We start from the raw sequence: 17,296 nt of genomic DNA, 5'->3' as shown, positions 1-17,296 counted from the left end.
TACGTCAAAAATAAATGAGCTTTATTCTTTTTATCCAGCTACTTTCTGACACAAAATTTGTAAATCACTGCACAATACCCCTGGCAATAGACGCTTCAATCTCCCTAATTTACCACTTCCTTGCACCTGTAAGACTTGATAATTTCCAAACTCACTTAGTAACCAAGTTAGACGATCCAAGGTGAAGTAGTGAATGTGTCCGCCATCCCATTCTCGCATTTCCCAACATTTGACTGTAGATGTAACTGGCAATTTACCGAGCAGCAGTCCTATGCGATGTTTAATAAAAGCAATATTGGGAACATTAATTACTAAATATCCTTTTGCTTTCGTTACTCTAGCAATTTCCTCGATTACAGTAAAAGGATCGAATACGTGTTCTAGAACCATTAAGATAGTTACAGCATCAAACATTTCATCCGGAAAGGGGAGAGATGCGGAATTGAGATTGTGCTGATAGGTGCTAAATTTCTCTTGCAAAAGTTTCCAGGTTGGATAAGCTACGATATCTATTCCAAAACCTTTGTTAAATAGATTTTGCAAAGTTACTAAATTGCTCAGATTCCCACAACCAACATCAAAGAAACTATCAAAAGGTGCATAAGGTGCCAGCATTTCATAAGCTAGTTGAATCCTGGTTTTGCTCCCCCATGTTCCTGAAAAAGCTATCGGCTCAGGTATCGAAGCATTTTCACCATACTCAATTGCATACTTTTCGTAAAATTTGATCGGCTCCATACAGTTTTGTGTTAATTTTAATGTTTTCCTAAAATAATCAGATGTCCTCTAATTAAAAAGTCATCGGCTGTTAAATGGGGAAACTTGAAAATTAGTTGTTTAAATAGAGGGGTAGAACGCAAGGAATTAGCTTTAACATGAAAGTCAACTATAACTGATTTGATCCGGAAACCTACTTGATTATAAAGGTCAAAATATTCACGGCTCGAAAGTTTACTAAATAAATCTAACTCTATATATCGACCTCCATTTTGCAATTCAAAATCAGCATCTCGCAAATGGGTATAGTAATAATCTTTGTAGGCAACGGGATCGAGTAACAAATGGTTATATCCCTCCTCAATGCGATCGCGTCCCGAAAAGTGGTCTCCATTCCAACAGTACCACAGTGGTCCATAACTGGCATACATAACGCCTTGGCGACGCAGAAGGTTATACAGAGTTTTTAGTACATTTTCTAAGTCTCGGCAATGTTCAAACACCGCATCGCTGCAAATAATGTCAAACTCTCCCATATTTTTGGGATTGAGTTCCGCAATATCTGCTTGATGAAAACTTACTTTAGTTTGCAACCCAGCTTTATTAACATACGCTTGAACTTTTTGCCAGCAGCCCTCAAAATTATATAAATCTATCCCGACAATTTCTTTAGGTTTGAAGCGTAGATAAGAGCCAAAATCCCAAGCAGTTCCACAACCAATCACAAGTAGACGGGAATTTTGAATCTTAAGATATCGATCCACCCAATGACGCTTTGCTAATGTGGACATCCCTTTGGCGGGAAGTACCAAATTAATAGGATAAGGTTGTTGGGCAAATTTTTTTTTATACAGTATTTTATAAAAAGGGCGGCGAATTAGATTGTCAGCAGCATCTCGAATGCGATCACGTACAGAGGTTCCCAGATTCGGATCGAAGCGAAAATCAACTGGTGAAAGATCGGTAGCATCGAGCATAATTCTTAAAATTATTGACTTATTTTCAGCAGTTGAGAAGGTCGCTTGAGCAGAATATCACGTAAGTTATACCCCTTGTCTCTATATATGCTTACAAAGTTTGCCAGATCCAACCATTCTTGATGCGATCGCAACCACTTGTCATACAGTTCATACTTAGCATAATTTCCTAAATCTTTCCATCCTTGATTAAAATGCAGCCATAACCGGATTATCTGGTAACAAAATGGTAGAACTGTGGCTACAACAACTAGCCGCCGAATCTGCTTAAGAATGCAACGAGGTATCAATTCTCCCAACGATTTGTCATAAACAAAGTGTAAGGTACGTAGAGAGGCTCGACCTCGCAATTGACTTTCAATAGTTTCTGCATCTTCTGGCATCACTGTGCTAACTTTATACTCAAAGTCAAAACAGATATTGGCTCCTATTCGCTGTAAATCAAAAACGAACTCAGTATCTTCCCCTGCGAGGATAGCCAGAGGATACCCAGTCGGAAAACCCTGCGTTTTGAAGAAAATTGAACGCCGGACAGAAAAGCCTTCTGTCCAAACTTTTCTTCGATAAACATGGGTTAAATAGAGAGCATAGCGATAACAGGGGTATGGATGCTGAGTGTTGGTAATTGTTAGACCAACTCCGAAGGCATCACAATCTTCGTCCTTGTATTTTTTTTGTAAATATTCACAAAAATTAGGTGGCAAGCTGACATCAGCATTTAAAATTACCACTACATCAGATGTGGAACGCTGTACGCCTACATTACGTGCAGAAGATCGTCCTAAAGCGCGATCGCGATGAATTAATTTTACCCGCTCCCCAAAAGTATCAGCAACTAAGCGATCGGTTCCATCGGATGAGTCATCTACAACGATAACTTCCGCAAACGGAGAACTTTGATTAAAAATGGTTTTGAGCGTATTGACCAAGTCTTGTCCCTCATTATAGGAGGGAATTACTATGCCAATATTTAGCTCTTGCGACATGATTAATTACGTGTCCAAGATGGGCTGAAAACTAATTAAGTTAATAGTTAAGAGTTACTAACTCCCAACTATTAACTCGCTTGTTAGGTACCTGAAGCATTAACTAAAGCTTCTAAAACTGCTCGGATAGTCAGCAATTCGTCTGGACGACCGTTCAAAAACTCGCCACCACTGCCATTTATCAAAGCATTATAAGCGGCAATTGCTGCCCTCAACTCACCTGCATTGACCGTACCATTTGATGTTAGTCCTTGCAAGCTGGCGAGCAGATTTCTCACCAGCGCTGGATTGCTGCCTCCGGAAGCGTTAGATAGAGTGGTTATAAGCTGGCTAGCGTTAGTGGAAACATTTCCACTACCAGCCAATACACTCCCTAAGCTGCTATTTGCTAGCTGAGAATTAATTGAGTCAGCTGCCCGATTAACAGCATCGGAATTTCTAAATGATATTCTGCCAGATGCTCCGCCTCCACTGGGGATGAAAGCGCCGTTAACAATGTCGCTAGTCGTGGGAATTGGCCCAGTAATATCGGAAGCGTTGCCCACTTGAGCATGAGCTTTTGTGTTTGCCAACAAAAGAGAAAAGCCCACAGCCAAACTCAGACCAAGATGTAAAGAAAAACGTTTGAGAACCATACAATTTTTCCCAATTCTATAAATGAAATACCTACTACACATTGGCTAAGGAAAAAGTTTTTTGCCTTTTGCCTTTTGCCTTTTAGAAGGTGATGCCATAACCTACACCCAGAATAAACCTTCCTCCACCACTACCAGCATTACCCGTCACATCGGCAACACCTGGGGTGATGATCAGCGGTATATTCGGGAATGGAGCGATAGAAGCACCCAAATTCAAATCTTGACCACTCCATTCTGCAATAAGAGAGATGGGTTGAGCCACCCGCACGCCGACGCTACCAAACGGATTCACAGAATCTCTGCCAGCCCTGATATCAGCCAGAGAACGGAAGCGACCGCCGCCCAAGCCCACAGAAGCGGTGACAGAAGGGGTAAAGCCGGATGTTGTCCGAGATGCTAGTGGGAAAACTTTACTGACGACACCATAAACGGTGCTGTAGCCGGGGTCGGGATTTCCAAAGGTATCGAAATTTTCAACTCCTACAGCAACTGCTAAGTCCTCGCCAAACAGACGGTGAACTTTGAAGCTAATGCCGCCATCCTCGAAGCTATCATCGCCGAACAGGTCATAAATTGAGACTGTGCCTTCTACACCAACGGCTTTTCTGGCATCACCAAGACCAATACCAGCTGCAATCACCCCGTCATCCTGATTAGTGCCACGGGTTCTTTCTTGGTAGCCTGCGCCGATATATGCCTGTCCCCGGTCAGCGCCGAAACCTGTGGGTGTACCAATACTGGAGTTACCGCCAATTAAGCGCCGTAGTTCTTCTACTATAGATGGTTCGGGAAGTCGATACTGCTGTCTGAGGGCTGCAACTTGTTCGGCGGTAAGTGGGGGTGTTGATGCTACTGGTGGTTCGTAGCCGACAATGTAACGAGTAGCTACGTTGGTTGCGGGTAGCGGCTGCAATTGCCCCGCGTTAACTAACGCCTGGTAGATAAACGCTGCTACGTCCGCACGAGTTGCTACCTGATTAGGATTAAGCAGAGCAACGTTGGGAAAATTGACAACGAGTTGATTTTCTGTGGCAGCTGCGATCGCAATCCGCGCATAGTCAGGTATGCTGGCAGCATCCTGATAAAAGGTGTTTAAAGCTACGTTTTCCGTCGGTTGCAGGTTAAGCCCACTCACCAATGAAACTAAAACTTGGACGCGAGGGATACTTTGATTGGGAAGGAAAACTCGATTAGGATACCCTTCCAAAAATCCAGTCCGGTATGCTTCCTGAATTGCCGTATAAGCCCAGAAATTCGGAGGTACATCCACAAAATCCACTGCTTGGCGAGTGGCAGCTGTTTGGAACGCCTTCCGGATCATGGCGGCGAACTGAGCGCGGGTAACGGGTTCATTCGGGCGGAAGGTGCCATCGGGAAAGCCGACGATAACTTCTCTGGCTGCCAGTTCTTCAATGAAAGCTTGCGCCCAGTTTCCCTGAACATCAGGGAAGCTGCTTACTGCTTGTGCCACTCGCGCTGGCGCTTTAATCACCGGGCGTTGCTGTACGCTTTTTCTCTGTCGCGCCGAATTGGATCTGGTGGCGGTTCCTCCAGCAGGCGGGTTCGTTGGTGGACGCAGAGCATCAGCCCCCATAATGGTTTCCATGAGTGCTTCCCCAGTGGCTCCGCTCCCTCTGCTTTGTGGGTTTGATGCCACTATCCTAGAATTGGCTGCCGGGGAAGCCCAACTGTTTACCGCGTAGATTCCCCCACTGCCCACAAAGAAACTCATTAAGATGGGTACTCTGTACCACAGCTTCCTGTTTATTTGATTTAAACGACCCCTACCCTTTGCTGGTGTCATGACCTTACCACTCCTCTACTTGCCGCAATTTCTATTGTCACCTCAAAGTTACACGACTTTGAGAAAATTACGGTTGTGATTCAACTATATATTGCAACTTTTTTGGGATTCTATCCGTCATAGGCGTGACTTTGTGTAACGAAACTCAATAGTTTTTGAATACATAGTGCTAACGTAAGCGCAAAAAAACAATCTGACACAAGCGGTAATTTTTCTATGACTGGTGCTAGTTTTCGTCGATTTCTGGTTCGACCGATTGCGGGTTTCTCTGTGGTAGCGATCGCTTCCACGAACGCTTCCCTTCCGGTAATGGCTCAACTTCCTAATTTCCAGCCGCCTCCCGCTCCGCGTACACAAAACGTTCCAAATGTCAATCGAGCGCCGACAGAAACAGCTTACACATTGGGAGGGGGCGATCGCATTCGTCTGGATATTTTTGACGTTCCCGAATACAGCGGCGAATATCAGGTTTTAGTCGATGGCACCCTCAACCTGCCAATCGTCGGCAGCGTAGAAGTTGAGGGACTGACAATCAGACAAGCAAGCGATAGAATTTCTAACCTCTATGCCCGCTTTGTCAAACGCCCCGTACTCACCGTGAGTCTGCTCTTGCCCCGTCCCGTCAAACTCAGCGTCGCCGGAGAAGTCACTCGTCCCGGTTCCTACACCGTTCCCCTAACTGAAGGTAGAACATTTCCCACAGTTACTCAGGCACTTCAGCTGGCTGGAGGCATTACCCAAGTAGCAAACGTCCGTTCTGTACAGATCCGCCGCCGGGGCGCCCCTGGAAGCCAGCAACAGTTCAACGTCGATCTTTTTGATTTACTCAGGAACGGCGACCTGAGTCAAGACATCTCTCTGCGAGATGGAGATACAATTTTTATCCCCACAACCACAACTCTCAATAGCGCCGAAAACCGTCTACTAGCTGATGCCACCTTTGCATCCCAGCCAAACGTACCGCTGAAAATTATTGTTGTCGGTGAAGTATTGCGTCCTGGCCCCTATACGGTTACGTCAGGAAACGTCGTTCAGAATCCCGCCGGAGTCACTGGCCCCAGCGCCCTTCCCGGTGGAGCCGGAAATGTTGTAGGCGATCGCCCCACAGTCACGCGGGCAATTCAACTGGCTGGCGGTATTACACCCTCAGCTGACATTCGCCGCGTCGAAATCCGCCGCCCCACCAGAACAGGCGCCGAACAGTTGATCGCCGTAGACCTCTGGCAACTATTACAAGGCGGGGATCTGGCTCAAGATGCAATTTTGCAAGAGGGAGATACTATTGCAATTCCCACAGCCACTAACATAGACCCAGCGGAAGCACCCCAAATAGCAGCAGCTAGTTTTTCTCCTAATCTCATTAGAGTGAATGTGGTTGGGGAAGTCGCCAGACCTGGGTCTGTGGAGGTGCCACCCAACACCCCTTTAAATCAAGCGCTGCTGGCAGCTGGCGGGTTCAACAATCGCGCCCGCAAGAGCCGGGTTGATCTGATTCGCCTCAACCCCAACGGCACCGTCTCTAAACGAACGGTGGATATAAATTTGGCTCAGGGGATCAACGATCAAAGCAATCCCATTCTGCGGAATAACGATGTAGTTGTTGTAAACCGCTCCGGTCTTGCTAGTGTCTCAGATACTCTAGGCACGATTTTAAGTCCGGTTGGGAGTATTTTCACTTTCTTTAACTTTTTCAGGATCTTTCAGTAAAAACGTGAATTTACCCGAATTCACTTTTTTGATGCAATACATTTGATCCCCCAATCCCCCTTAAAAAGGGCAGGGTGGTTTCATACAACCCTTAGAAAATATCGGAAATTGCGAGATTTTGTAGGGGCATGGCAATACCATGCCCCTACCACTAAACAAAATCAACGTTACAGAATTTTCTTTTAATAAATGAAACCACCCTGCAATCCCCCTTTTTAAGCGGGAGCTTGGAGGTTTATGGCACTAACCGAAAACTATTGCCGTGGGGAGTGTCAATTTACGACCTCGACTTCGCCAATAACCGCCTGGGTTCCTGGGGAATTTCCTGCCGCATCGCGTACTGGCAAGGCTTGTTTGTTGCTATCCGAGAACCACCCCACTTCAAGGCGGTAACGCTGGGGTGGCGTACCGGGCGATAGTGTTAGCTTGTGGACATCGCGTAATAATGAGCCTGACGGTGTTTGAGCTTGGGAAAGATAGCCGTCCAGTGGTTTTCCCTCGCGAGTAGCGATTGGGGCAACGCGATCGCGCAAACTAATATTAATCGTCAAATCTGGCGGCAATGGTGTCAGAAATTCCCAATAAAATGTTATTAAAATCTCTTGACTTAAAGAAGATTTTGATGTCTTAAGATCATAACCGCGCAAGCGTACTTGTTCCCCAAAATACAAGTCGAGAGGAAACTGGATGCGTTTTAAATCTTCAGCTAAGGGAACCGCACCAGGATAGATTTTTGCATAGTCAATATCGTGCAGCCGCACGGTATGTAAAGGTTGCTGCGCCCCAAAGTAAGCCAGCATCTTTGGATCTGGCAACTGACGCTGGAATTGGTTGTAGTACAAGACAACGCGATTAGCCTTTGTCCAAGGCTGTTCGGGTTCGACGAATTTGTATATTGAGATAGTTTGACCTTGAAAATATGCCCCAAAAGCCCTCCCAGACCAACTAGCTGCTACGATTTGTTTAGCGTTAGGTGACTGGTTCAACCATTTAGCGGCAAGGTCAAGACCCTCGCCTTGACCAATCATAAATATATCTTTGGCAACCCGCGAACCACCGAATAACGGGTTATAGTAACTCAAGTAATAAGGGCAGTAGGGTACAAGGAAGATTAGTTGTAATAAAAACAGCGCGATCGCACTCGTTACGCCTCGATTAATCTTACCCGCGCCAAACCGCACCCAACGGGCGATTTCTAACCAGCCAACCGCAGCCAAGATAGCTAGCACTGGCAAGAAAAGATTAATGTAACGGTCGATCTTACTATCGCTAGCCGAGAGGATAAGTAAAACAGACAAGGGTACTAATGCAAGTGCAATAACTTCCTGCTTGCAAAACTTTTCGGCGAACCTCTGCACGCTAGTCGTTACCACGGGGTTTTTCCCCGCCAGGCGCTGGTCTAACTCCCCCAAATCCGGTTCCCCCAAGGGGGTTAGGGGGATTAGGTCTGCCTTATCTCTAGTACGTTGCAGCCTGGGTATCACCAATACTGCACCCACAGCCAGTAACCCCACTTGTAGCACTGGGGAGAGACGATAAGCCAGCACTAGCGGATAAAAAATAACTCCCGGCGAATCAGTAATCTGCCCTAAAAAGAAAAGAAGACCTCTAGCGGACTCATTCAACACGCCTTTGTAAATCTGACTCACAACATAGGAGGGTGACACCCACATTGCAGGCCAAATCGCAATAATTGTAACTAAGATGCTGCCTCCCCACCACCGGAGATCCGCAAATCGACGCTTCCAACCTTTTTGAGGAATTCGCCAAACTCCGAACTCACTCAGCACTAGCCAGATAGTAATAGCAGGCAAGAGAAACAGCGCAGTTACTTTTGTAACCGTTGCCAACCCCATGAACGCACCGGACAGGATGAGTAATTTGCGATCGCGCCGGACATCCCCCCGCAGATAAAGCAGAAACAACAGCAACGCCAAAACGCTAAAATCAGCCATTAGCGCATCTGTGGTGAGGTAGCGCTGATAAGCTAAAAAGAACGGTTCTAGTAGCAGTAAACTTAGGGTACACAGTGCTACAGATCGCCCCAAAAGCCTTTTGGTGAGTACATATAGATACACCATACAACCGGAAGCGATCGCTGCCTGTAGCAGGCGAGGCAGCACGTAAAAGGCTATGGGAAACTGGACGGTATCCAAACAAGCATCTAAATTTGCTGGCTGATCTAAACCTGGAAACACCTTGTGCAGCTGACAATTGAACAACATACTGATGCCAATTAGCCACATATTGATTACGCCCGGATGATGACGAAGATATGTGCCAGTTAAGTCTCCCTCCAACAAGTGCTTGATAAAAGTGCTGCCGCGAGTCATCCACAACACTTCGTCCGAATTAATGGGGACAGTAATTGCCACAACACGCAGCGCTAGCGACACCAGAAATATGCCGAGCCAAAGTGGGGTAAATTTCATTTTTGTCAAGTGTATGTAAAAAACTAATGAATAATGACTAGCTCTGTGTTTCCCGGTGCGAAAGAATCTGTGGGACTTGCGGAACAGCTTAATAACCGATATGGTCAAGGAGCTTTATCAGTTTGACATTGTACAAGAGCGTGCAAGAGCGCGATCGCGTATGATTAGGCAGTTTAAAGTAACTATGGCATCCACTGGGGTTTTTGGGATAGATTAATTAGCTTGGACATCCTCGTGTTGGTGATCTATTCCCACTACCAGGAAATAAACCCGCAGAGATTGTTACTCTCCTAACAGCTAGTAAAGACAAAATATGAGCAAAATTCTTGTTACTGGTGCCGCTGGTTTTATTGGCTTTTTTTTGTGCAAACAGTTGCTAGATCAAGGAGAAGAAGTCATTGGTCTCGACAATCTCAATGATTATTATGATGTCACTTTAAAGCAGGCTCGCTTGGCTCAATTGACGGACAAAAATAATTTTCTGTTTTACCAACTGGATTTAGCTGATCGTCAGGGTATGGCACAGTTATTTGCCGATATTAAACCAGATCGAGTGTTGCACATGGCAGCTCAGGCGGGTGTACGTTACTCGCTGACAAATCCCCATGCCTATGTTGATTGTAATCTGGTGGGGTTTATGAATATCTTAGAGGGTTGTCGGTATTCGGGAGTAAAACATTTAGTATATGCCTCTTCTAGCTCTGTGTATGGCTCTAATAAGAAAATGCCTTTTTCGGTGCATGACAATGTAGACCATCCAGTGAGTTTATATGCAGCAACTAAAAAAGCAAATGAATTGATGGCTCACACCTACAGTCATTTGTATAGTTTACCTACCACTGGACTGCGCTTCTTTACGGTCTATGGGCCTTGGGGTCGTCCAGATATGGCGCTGTTTTTGTTTACTAAAGCCATTTTAGAAGGTCGCGCGATTGATGTTTTCAATTATGGTAAGATGCGGCGCGATTTCACCTATATTGATGACATTACGGAAGGAGTTTTGCGGGTATCTGATAATATTCCCTCACCAAATCCTGACTGGTCGGGATACGATCCAGATCCGGGAATAAGTGCCGCCCCTTACAAAATTTACAATATTGGCAACAATAAGCCTGTTGAATTAGGATATTTCATTGAGGTTTTGGAAGATTGTCTTGGTACTAAAGCTGTAAAAAAGTTGTTGCCCATGCAACCGGGTGATGTTCCAGAAACTTATGCCAATATTGATGATTTGCAAAAAGATGTTGGCTTTAAACCCTCAACTTCTATTGAGGTGGGAATCCCCCGTTTTGTTGAGTGGTATCGTTCTTTTTACGGTGCTTAGTCATGAGTTGTTTTCTCGTTTCCAGGCTAAAAGTCTGGGAGCGAAAGCTGGATAGATTGCTGCTTCCTGTTTATTGAAAATGGTGCAAAATGTTCGTAATAACTCACATTTTACGCCTCGTAAAATTAAGTGATATATAGCGGTTTTAAATAGATAATGGTGAGTAGAGGCATTCTATAGAACGTCTCGGAGGAAGAAATTTTGACGATTAATAAAGGAATTTCTATACCTATAGGTTAACAACAAATCAGGCGGACTTCTTACCCATGAGTTGACTCATGTACAAGCATGAAGGTAGTTCAATACCAGAGGCGCGAGGCTGACAGACTGATAGAGTCACGCACCTACAATGCTGGGCAACTAGCAAACAAACTTGAGCGCCACACCAATTATTAGGGTGGGCATTTCCCACCCTAATAACTAATGACTAATTACTGCGGACGTTAAATCGTTTCTGCAAGAGTTTTTTGGCATTTTCTACGTCCGAATTTTCAGAAGTATAGTAGCGGGTGTAGTAATAGTAAGAACCGCTGGTTCCTCTCCTGACACCATTAGCTACCATACCCAACACAGGGGCGCTGGAAATTTTCAACGCATCTATGGCTTGCAGTAGCACGGAACGGTCTGTTTTACCCAGTCTGGCAACCATAATCACGCCATTGGTATGTACAGCCAAAAGTCTGCCATCTGCCAAACCCAGAATAGGCGGCGTGTCATAGATAACCAGGTCAAAAACGGCGTTTAACTGCTCCATTAAATACTGCATTCGCTTAGAGGAAAGCAGCCTGGTGGGATCTGGCGGGATTTGTCCTGCTGTGAGTACGTACAGGTTATCCCAAGAAGGTAATCGCTGAATGGCTTCTCTGGGGGTTAAACCAGTCGCTATGACATTGCTGAGTCCCTGGTTATTTTCTAAACCCAGAACGTGATGAACTTGGGGACGGCGCAAATCTGCATCCACTAGCAGGACTCGCTGACCCATTGCGGCGGCGGCTTGCGCTAGGTGGACGGAAACGGTAGATTTCCCGTCTGCGGGGGAGGCTGAGCTAACTACTAGGGAGTGAATGGGGGTATCAGAACCGAGAAAGCGAACATTAGTATGCAGGGAGCGGAAGGCTTCTAAGAAGGGTGAAGCGTTGTACCAGCTAGCTTTGCGGTTGTTGGCTCGCTCTCTTGCGGTGGTTTCCCTGGCTTGGTTCTGCGCTTTGGTGTGACTACTTTCACCTTGAGTTAAGTTGACTAACTCGACTATTGGCTTGAATAGCTTAAGTTCTTTTTGATGTGGAATAAGTCCGAGAAGTGGCAAGCGGGTGCTTTCTTTGAGTTCTTCAGGGGAGTGGAATACGTTGTCTAGTCGTTCTGCGAGGATGGCGGCTGCTAGTCCTAACATTAAACCAGCGATCGCTCCCATAATTATATTCCGCTTCGGCTTGGGAAAGATTGGTTGTTCTGGCTTCTGGGGTTTGGAGATCAGCTGCCAAGGTAGAGATTTTTGCGCTGCTTCAATCTGGAGGGTTTCTTTGACACCGAGAAAGCGGTTTAAACTCTCAGTGGCTACGTTGAGTTCTCGCTGTAAATCCGTGTATTGACGGGCAATTACAGGCAATAATCTTACTTGTTGATTTAAGATATTTTCGGCTCGCGCGATCGCTTGATAGCGCACCTGTAAAACCTGCATTTGGTTAGCCGCATCAACATATTGCTGAGTTAGTTCTAAGCGAATTGAATTTGGAGAAGCAAGGGAAGGTTCATTAGTAACAGCGGTAGTTCCCAGCACCGCCGCCGCCTCTTTTTGCAATAAAGGCAGCAAATTTTGCCGTTGGTTTTGTAGTGCCTGAATATTGGGGCTTTCTGGCAAAAACCGCGCTGATTCGGTGGCGAGTTTGGTTTCTACTTCCTGTAACTTTTTGAGTAAGTCTTGGTAGCGCGGTGCTTCGGAGAGTGCAGCAGTTGCGATCGCTTGTTGTGGTGGTATGCCTAACTGTTTTTGTAGCGCTGCATACAGCGAACTTGCTTCATTTTGTTTTACACGAGTATCTAATTTCTGTTCCTCTATCTCAGTTACTTGCTGAGCCAGTTGTTTTGCTTGTTCTTCCGGATCGAGGATATTGTAACGTTGGCGAAATGTTTGCAGTTGTCCCTGGAGTTTGTCCACTCTTTCCCGCAAAGCAGGCAATTGACCTTCTACAAACTTAATTCCCTGGTTGAGGTTGCTTTGTCTCTCTTGCAGCGAGTACCTGAGATAAACTTTCGCTAGTTCAAATAAGACATACTTAATTTTGTCCGGATCGGTATCGCGGTAACGGACTTCTAAAATTTTCGTTTTTTCCAGCTGGATAATATTGAGTCGGTTTTCCACAACCATTGACTCATAGCTGATGTCGGGATAGCGTTTTTTTAGAAATTCGACAATCCCCGCCATTCGTTCCGAACTAAGTAAAACTTTAATTTGGGTTTCGTAATCTAAACTAGACTCTTGTAGATCTTGAGCGACACCAGGCACTTGAGTTAATTTACTTAGCTTATTTTCAGCTGTAACTGGTTCTACCAGTAGCTGGAAGCTCCCTTCATACTTGGGTGTCTGGCTGTATGTCCACGCCCCGACACCGGATGTCACTGCGATCGCCACCCCCAAAATCACCAAGGCGCGGCGACGCACCACCATCAACAGTTGACGCACATTCAATTCGTCGCGATCGCCTTGCGGAAACTGGGTTTCCTCGTTTAGCGACAAACGCGATAAATCGGTGTCTTTACGTTGCTTGCCATTCCCGTTAGACGATGACGGTTGAGAATATTGACCCGCTTCCATCTAGACCCCTGCCCTATCAGTATGCTTTTTTGACCCGACCACCAGGTAAATTTCTGGTTCTTGCCTAATTTTGCACTATGAAAGCCCAATATGCTACACGTCAGCAGTCATATTGTTATACGATGTTGCATTCCTACAGATAATCCTCACACCCGCCAGCTACTCTTAATCTGTAGGTTTAGTGATCGCTACTTAACCCAGCCAAGCAGTAAACTGGATGAATTGTTTGGTTTCTACGAACTTCTCTGTTTTGCTAAACTAAGTTTCATCACCACCCTACTGTCTCATCTTTTCCAGCTCGTTTCCTGATAAGCGATAAATTTTTGCTACTATCCTTCCATTATTTGAGAAAGTTTTCACTAGTTCATATTGCTCCCAATAACTCGGTTTTTTTCCTAGTATCTTTTCATTCCTAGTTTGGGGATTTTTGATGTGTATTAGATAGGTATATCCCAACAAGTTATTAGCTACCGCTTCTAATTCTACATTTTTAAATTCTGTAGGTATATAATATCTAGCAATACTTTTCTTCTCATTCGTTAAGTAATATCCCCGCTCATCTAATGTTTTAATATACGCCCCAATCTCTTCCCAATTCCTATAATAGGGAAAGGCGAATGCACTTTGTTTATGCTTTTTCGGAAGTTCTATCATCAAGAAGTTTTTATCTTCCCAAGCATACTCTTTACTATGATCCACAAACATTACATGAGCAAGTAAAAAAAGTAACAAACACGTTACCGCTTTTATCGACAAAAATTTAAAATTTACTTTAGATTTTCTGTAAACTAAAAATTCTAATCTCTCCAATCCATAGGCGATTAAAATACAAAAAGGTAATATATATGTATAAATATGTGTTCCCGGCTGGCTAACTAATACTTCCATAACAACAAAAGGGAACAAAAACCAAACTATAACTGAAAATGTCTTTTTTATCTTAGACAGAGACAAAGCGCCTAATATGGCATATAGGTATATGACAAAGATTGGATTGTAAATCTTGAATGTACTTATTGAATCTTCTGGTCTCGTGCTTATTCTATTCGCCCAATATTCTTTAGTAGATTCGGAGACAGATAGGAAAAAAGGTACATAAAAACTACCTATTATTCCTACCAATATAAGTAGAGTAAAGCTCAAATGTTTAAATTTAACTTCTTTTGACAATATACTTTTATCTTTATACCAGCTATAGAGAACGTAACAAACGAAAGGCGCTATAAAAATCCCATCGAAATGTGCAAGGATAGAAAATCCCCAAAAAGTTATTCCTAAATATAAACCGGAAATTTTCCACTTCTCATTTTCGATATACAGCGATAAAAAATATAAAGCTAAAATTGAAAATAAAATTACCAAAGATTGGTATTGAACTATCCTAGCAAAAGCAACAAACAAACCGTTACTTGCCATAAAAAACGCCGAGTATGAAGCGATCTTTTCTCCAAAATGGAGTTTAACGAGCTTATAAAAAAAATATACAGCGAGTATTCCTGCTACAGCAAAAGGTAGTCTAACCAAAAACTCATTATCATAGGTAGGGTGAAATATTTTAATAATATAGGTAATAAAATATTGAATTGGCCCCTTCTTTTGGGTGAACAAAAATTCAGATATTCCTTGTCCTGCTTCGGGTCGATACAATGCCCTAATCTCGTCGCCTTGATAATCTGAATATCCTAAATTGATTAGCCTTAACCAGAGGGTAACAAAGATTAGACAAATTAAAGGAAAAGCCTTTATAAGCTTTTTCATCTCACCAATACCGCTTAAATTTTTAACTTGATTCATGTAATGATAAGGTGTTTTTTTATTCGTGACAAGCTAATAACGTCGTTCTTCATCCCGCATTAGTCTAAAAACCCTCGAATCGCAACTCTGGGTTCTGGTGGGTTATTGCTGGAGGATTGCTCTTCTCACTCGTGCTGTATGTCCCGTTATTGGGATTTGTCTGCGGCTCAAATTCTTCAACAAGTGCAGTTTACAACCGCAGATTTAAGCAGTCAAGATGCCAAACAACGCCTGAGCGAGTATAGTATCAATCAAGTGTGTCTTTTCCTTAAGTATGCCCAAACTTAAAACAGTCTTTCTTAACGTATTCATAATGTCTCTTTATGTTGGCTTTGTTCTTGCCATCAGACCAGTGAGACAAACCTTTGAATTTGACTATGATGAGGGACTGAACTTAATTAAAGCGCTTTTATACTCGAAAGGCTTTTCTCTTTATACGCAAATTTGGAGCGATCAACCGCCTCTTTTAACGGTTACTTTATCACATTGGTTCAGTTTATTTGGATATTCAGTTTTTGCGGCACGCTTGCTAATTTTGCTTTTTTCGTCATTATTAGTTTGGTCATTTTATCAAATTATCCGCTACTCTTTGGGGCTGGTACCAGCTCTCGTAGCCACGCTGTTATTATTGACTTCCTGGCTATTTGTTAGGCTCAGTATTGCCGTGATGATTGGCATTCCCACTTTGTCTCTGGCGATGTTTTCTATTTATTTCCTGACCCTCTATAAACGCCACCCTCGTAAAATATTTATTATTTTATCAGGAGGCTTGTTTGCTTTATCTTTACAAACAAAACTGTTTACTGTCTTTCTTATCCCTCTGATGCTGCTCTATTTGTGGGATTTTAAAATTATGGATTGTGAGGCAAATAATAATCTAGAGGGTAAGGTTTCTCCCAACCCCTCCCCGACAAAGAGAGGGGTATTCAATTTCTCTCTATCTCCTAGAAGCGAAGGGGGTTCGGGAGTTAAGTCTATCTTGTCTAAATATAACCTCTGGTATTTGCCTTTGCTTTGGCTGGGTACTCTTTTAGGAGTTTACGTTACTATTGGCATTTTGTGTCACTCATTAAATTATGAACAGCTATTTCAAGCTCATTTAGGAGAAGACGTAAAAGCTGGATTTGAAAAATTTAACAATATTGATTATTTGCGCTATTTAATGATTCAAGACTTGGATTATTTATTTTTAGCCTTAATCGGTATCTGGGCGATTTTTTTAAAGAGACAAAGAGAAGGATTTTTTCCTTTGGTTTGGCTGGCAACAGCTATCCTACTTCTTCTGAACCATAAACCAGTTTGGTATCATCACTACACTTTGCTGGCAATTCCGATTACCTGGCTCGCTGCATATGGAGTTGCTTTAATCATTGATTTTTTCCCCGCTGGCTGGAACTCCAATTTCAAGTCACTGAATATAAAAAAGCTAATTTTACCAGGAATTGCAGCAGCAATTCTAATTTTGTCAATGATTGCAATTCCTACTAAGCCTATAGGCAGACCAGCGAGAAATATTGAAGTTATGAATTTGGTGTTAAAATACAAAGACTCTACTCAATGGCTATTCACAGATCGTCCAATATACGCATTTTATGCGGGGTTGCCCGTGCCGCCAGAAATTGCGGTAATATCAGAAAAACGATTTAGTTCAGGAAATTTGACCAACGACGATTTACTGACGATATTACAGAAATATCGTCCAGAGCAGATTGTGTTTGCCAGGTGGACAGAGAAATTCAAAAGTGACGAAAAAATCAGCGCTTATATTAAAGAAAATTACTCAAAAACATATGAAAATGAGAAAGGCACTGTGGAACACTATGTATTAAAAGAATTTTCCAGGTAAGATGGGCGCGATCGCTTGCATCTGGCTTCGCGTTTTGGTAGCCTGCACTACATCATAAAAATTTACCGAATTAACGCTTGTGGCGCTCGTTGCCCACGCTACCAATAAACTGAAACTACCTAAATTAGAAGATTGTTACATTGCGTTCAATCCAAAATCACGCGATGTTTTGGGAAGAACGGGAGGTTGGGGGAAGAACCAGTAATGGTTCAACTCCCTCATCAATCTCCCCAAAAATCGCTTCAAAATCCAAAATCCA

12 protein-coding genes are annotated in these 17,296 nt (G+C 43.6%); 4 read left to right on the top strand and 8 right to left on the bottom strand.

Annotated features, from left to right (window positions below):
* Window positions 1–30: 30 nt before the first annotated feature.
* The 5 genes from H6F66_RS06240 to H6F66_RS06220 all read right to left on the bottom strand — a co-directional run bounded on the left by H6F66_RS06240 (window position 31) and on the right by H6F66_RS06220 (window position 5,122).
* Window positions 31–738, bottom strand: coding sequence for a class I SAM-dependent methyltransferase (locus H6F66_RS06240; RefSeq protein ID WP_190419325.1), 708 nt, complete (start codon window positions 736–738; stop codon window positions 31–33).
* A gap of 17 nt (window positions 739–755) precedes the next feature.
* Window positions 756–1,694, bottom strand: a complete 939-nt coding sequence (locus H6F66_RS06235) for a class I SAM-dependent methyltransferase (protein ID WP_190419323.1) — start codon at window positions 1,692–1,694, stop codon at window positions 756–758.
* Between the two features lie 11 nt (window positions 1,695–1,705).
* The gene (locus H6F66_RS06230; protein ID WP_190419321.1) at window positions 1,706–2,680 is read right to left on the bottom strand and encodes a glycosyltransferase family 2 protein; all 975 of its coding nucleotides are present in this window, start codon (window positions 2,678–2,680) and stop codon (window positions 1,706–1,708) included.
* Window positions 2,681–2,763: 83 nt separating this feature from the next.
* The gene (locus H6F66_RS06225; protein WP_190419319.1) at window positions 2,764–3,315 is read right to left on the bottom strand and encodes a hypothetical protein; all 552 of its coding nucleotides are present in this window, start codon (window positions 3,313–3,315) and stop codon (window positions 2,764–2,766) included.
* Window positions 3,316–3,397: 82 nt separating this feature from the next.
* Window positions 3,398–5,122 (bottom strand): S-layer homology domain-containing protein, encoded by a 1,725-nt coding sequence (locus H6F66_RS06220; protein ID WP_190419317.1) that lies wholly within the window; start codon window positions 5,120–5,122, stop codon window positions 3,398–3,400.
* A 216-nt stretch (window positions 5,123–5,338) separates the two neighbouring features.
* On the opposite strand from H6F66_RS06220, the gene H6F66_RS06215 reads away from it, so the two are divergent.
* On the top strand, window positions 5,339–6,829 hold the full coding sequence (locus H6F66_RS06215; protein ID WP_190419315.1) for an SLBB domain-containing protein: 1,491 nt from the start codon (window positions 5,339–5,341) through the stop codon (window positions 6,827–6,829).
* Between the two features lie 272 nt (window positions 6,830–7,101).
* Here H6F66_RS06215 and H6F66_RS06210 read toward each other — a convergent pair whose 3' ends face one another.
* Window positions 7,102–9,261: a glycosyltransferase family 39 protein gene (locus H6F66_RS06210; RefSeq protein ID WP_190419313.1), complete on the bottom strand. Its 2,160-nt coding sequence runs from the start codon at window positions 9,259–9,261 to the stop codon at window positions 7,102–7,104.
* A gap of 313 nt (window positions 9,262–9,574) precedes the next feature.
* On the opposite strand from H6F66_RS06210, the gene H6F66_RS06205 reads away from it, so the two are divergent.
* Window positions 9,575–10,585, top strand: a complete 1,011-nt coding sequence (locus H6F66_RS06205; protein WP_190419310.1) for an NAD-dependent epimerase — start codon at window positions 9,575–9,577, stop codon at window positions 10,583–10,585.
* A gap of 427 nt (window positions 10,586–11,012) precedes the next feature.
* On the opposite strand, the gene H6F66_RS06200 is transcribed toward H6F66_RS06205, so the two are convergent.
* Both H6F66_RS06200 and H6F66_RS06195 read right to left on the bottom strand, forming a co-directional pair.
* Window positions 11,013–13,397, bottom strand: coding sequence for a polysaccharide biosynthesis tyrosine autokinase (locus H6F66_RS06200; protein ID WP_190419308.1), 2,385 nt, complete (start codon window positions 13,395–13,397; stop codon window positions 11,013–11,015).
* Window positions 13,398–13,673: 276 nt separating this feature from the next.
* A complete protein-coding gene (locus H6F66_RS06195) occupies window positions 13,674–15,191 on the bottom strand; it encodes a glycosyltransferase family 39 protein (RefSeq protein ID WP_199295042.1) in 1,518 nt (505 codons plus the stop codon).
* Between the two features lie 138 nt (window positions 15,192–15,329).
* Here H6F66_RS06195 and H6F66_RS06190 point away from each other — a divergent pair, with 138 nt between their 5' ends.
* Window positions 15,330–15,479 (top strand): hypothetical protein, encoded by a 150-nt coding sequence (locus H6F66_RS06190; protein ID WP_190419306.1) that lies wholly within the window; start codon window positions 15,330–15,332, stop codon window positions 15,477–15,479.
* A 25-nt stretch (window positions 15,480–15,504) separates the two neighbouring features.
* Window positions 15,505–17,037 (top strand): glycosyltransferase family 39 protein, encoded by a 1,533-nt coding sequence (locus H6F66_RS06185; protein WP_199295043.1) that lies wholly within the window; start codon window positions 15,505–15,507, stop codon window positions 17,035–17,037.
* Window positions 17,038–17,296: the final 259 nt, after the last annotated feature.

Origin of the sequence: Trichocoleus sp. FACHB-6, assembly GCF_014695815.1 — a bacterium.
GTDB classification, from domain to species: domain Bacteria; phylum Cyanobacteriota; class Cyanobacteriia; order Cyanobacteriales; family FACHB-T130; genus Funiculus; species Funiculus sociatus.
The sequence above is the reverse complement of the archived record's forward strand: the minus strand, read 5'-3'. Positions and strand labels throughout refer to the sequence as shown.

Bases quoted from the DNA above. Each gene is read 5' to 3' on its own strand.
- H6F66_RS06215 (WP_190419315.1), top strand. From the start codon at position 5,339: ATGACTGGTGCTAGTTTTCGTCGATTTCTGGTTCGACCGATTGCGGGT.
- H6F66_RS06200 (WP_190419308.1), bottom strand. From the start codon at position 13,397: ATGGAAGCGGGTCAATATTCTCAACCGTCATCGTCTAACGGGAATGGC.
- H6F66_RS06195 (WP_199295042.1), bottom strand. From the start codon at position 15,191: ATGAATCAAGTTAAAAATTTAAGCGGTATTGGTGAGATGAAAAAGCTT.
- H6F66_RS06225 (WP_190419319.1), bottom strand. From the start codon at position 3,315: ATGGTTCTCAAACGTTTTTCTTTACATCTTGGTCTGAGTTTGGCTGTG.
- H6F66_RS06230 (WP_190419321.1), bottom strand. From the start codon at position 2,680: ATGTCGCAAGAGCTAAATATTGGCATAGTAATTCCCTCCTATAATGAG.
- H6F66_RS06205 (WP_190419310.1), top strand. From the start codon at position 9,575: ATGAGCAAAATTCTTGTTACTGGTGCCGCTGGTTTTATTGGCTTTTTT.
- H6F66_RS06210 (WP_190419313.1), bottom strand. From the start codon at position 9,261: ATGAAATTTACCCCACTTTGGCTCGGCATATTTCTGGTGTCGCTAGCG.
- H6F66_RS06235 (WP_190419323.1), bottom strand. From the start codon at position 1,694: ATGCTCGATGCTACCGATCTTTCACCAGTTGATTTTCGCTTCGATCCG.
- H6F66_RS06185 (WP_199295043.1), top strand. From the start codon at position 15,505: ATGTCTCTTTATGTTGGCTTTGTTCTTGCCATCAGACCAGTGAGACAA.
- H6F66_RS06220 (WP_190419317.1), bottom strand. From the start codon at position 5,122: ATGACACCAGCAAAGGGTAGGGGTCGTTTAAATCAAATAAACAGGAAG.
- H6F66_RS06190 (WP_190419306.1), top strand. From the start codon at position 15,330: ATGTCCCGTTATTGGGATTTGTCTGCGGCTCAAATTCTTCAACAAGTG.
- H6F66_RS06240 (WP_190419325.1), bottom strand. From the start codon at position 738: ATGGAGCCGATCAAATTTTACGAAAAGTATGCAATTGAGTATGGTGAA.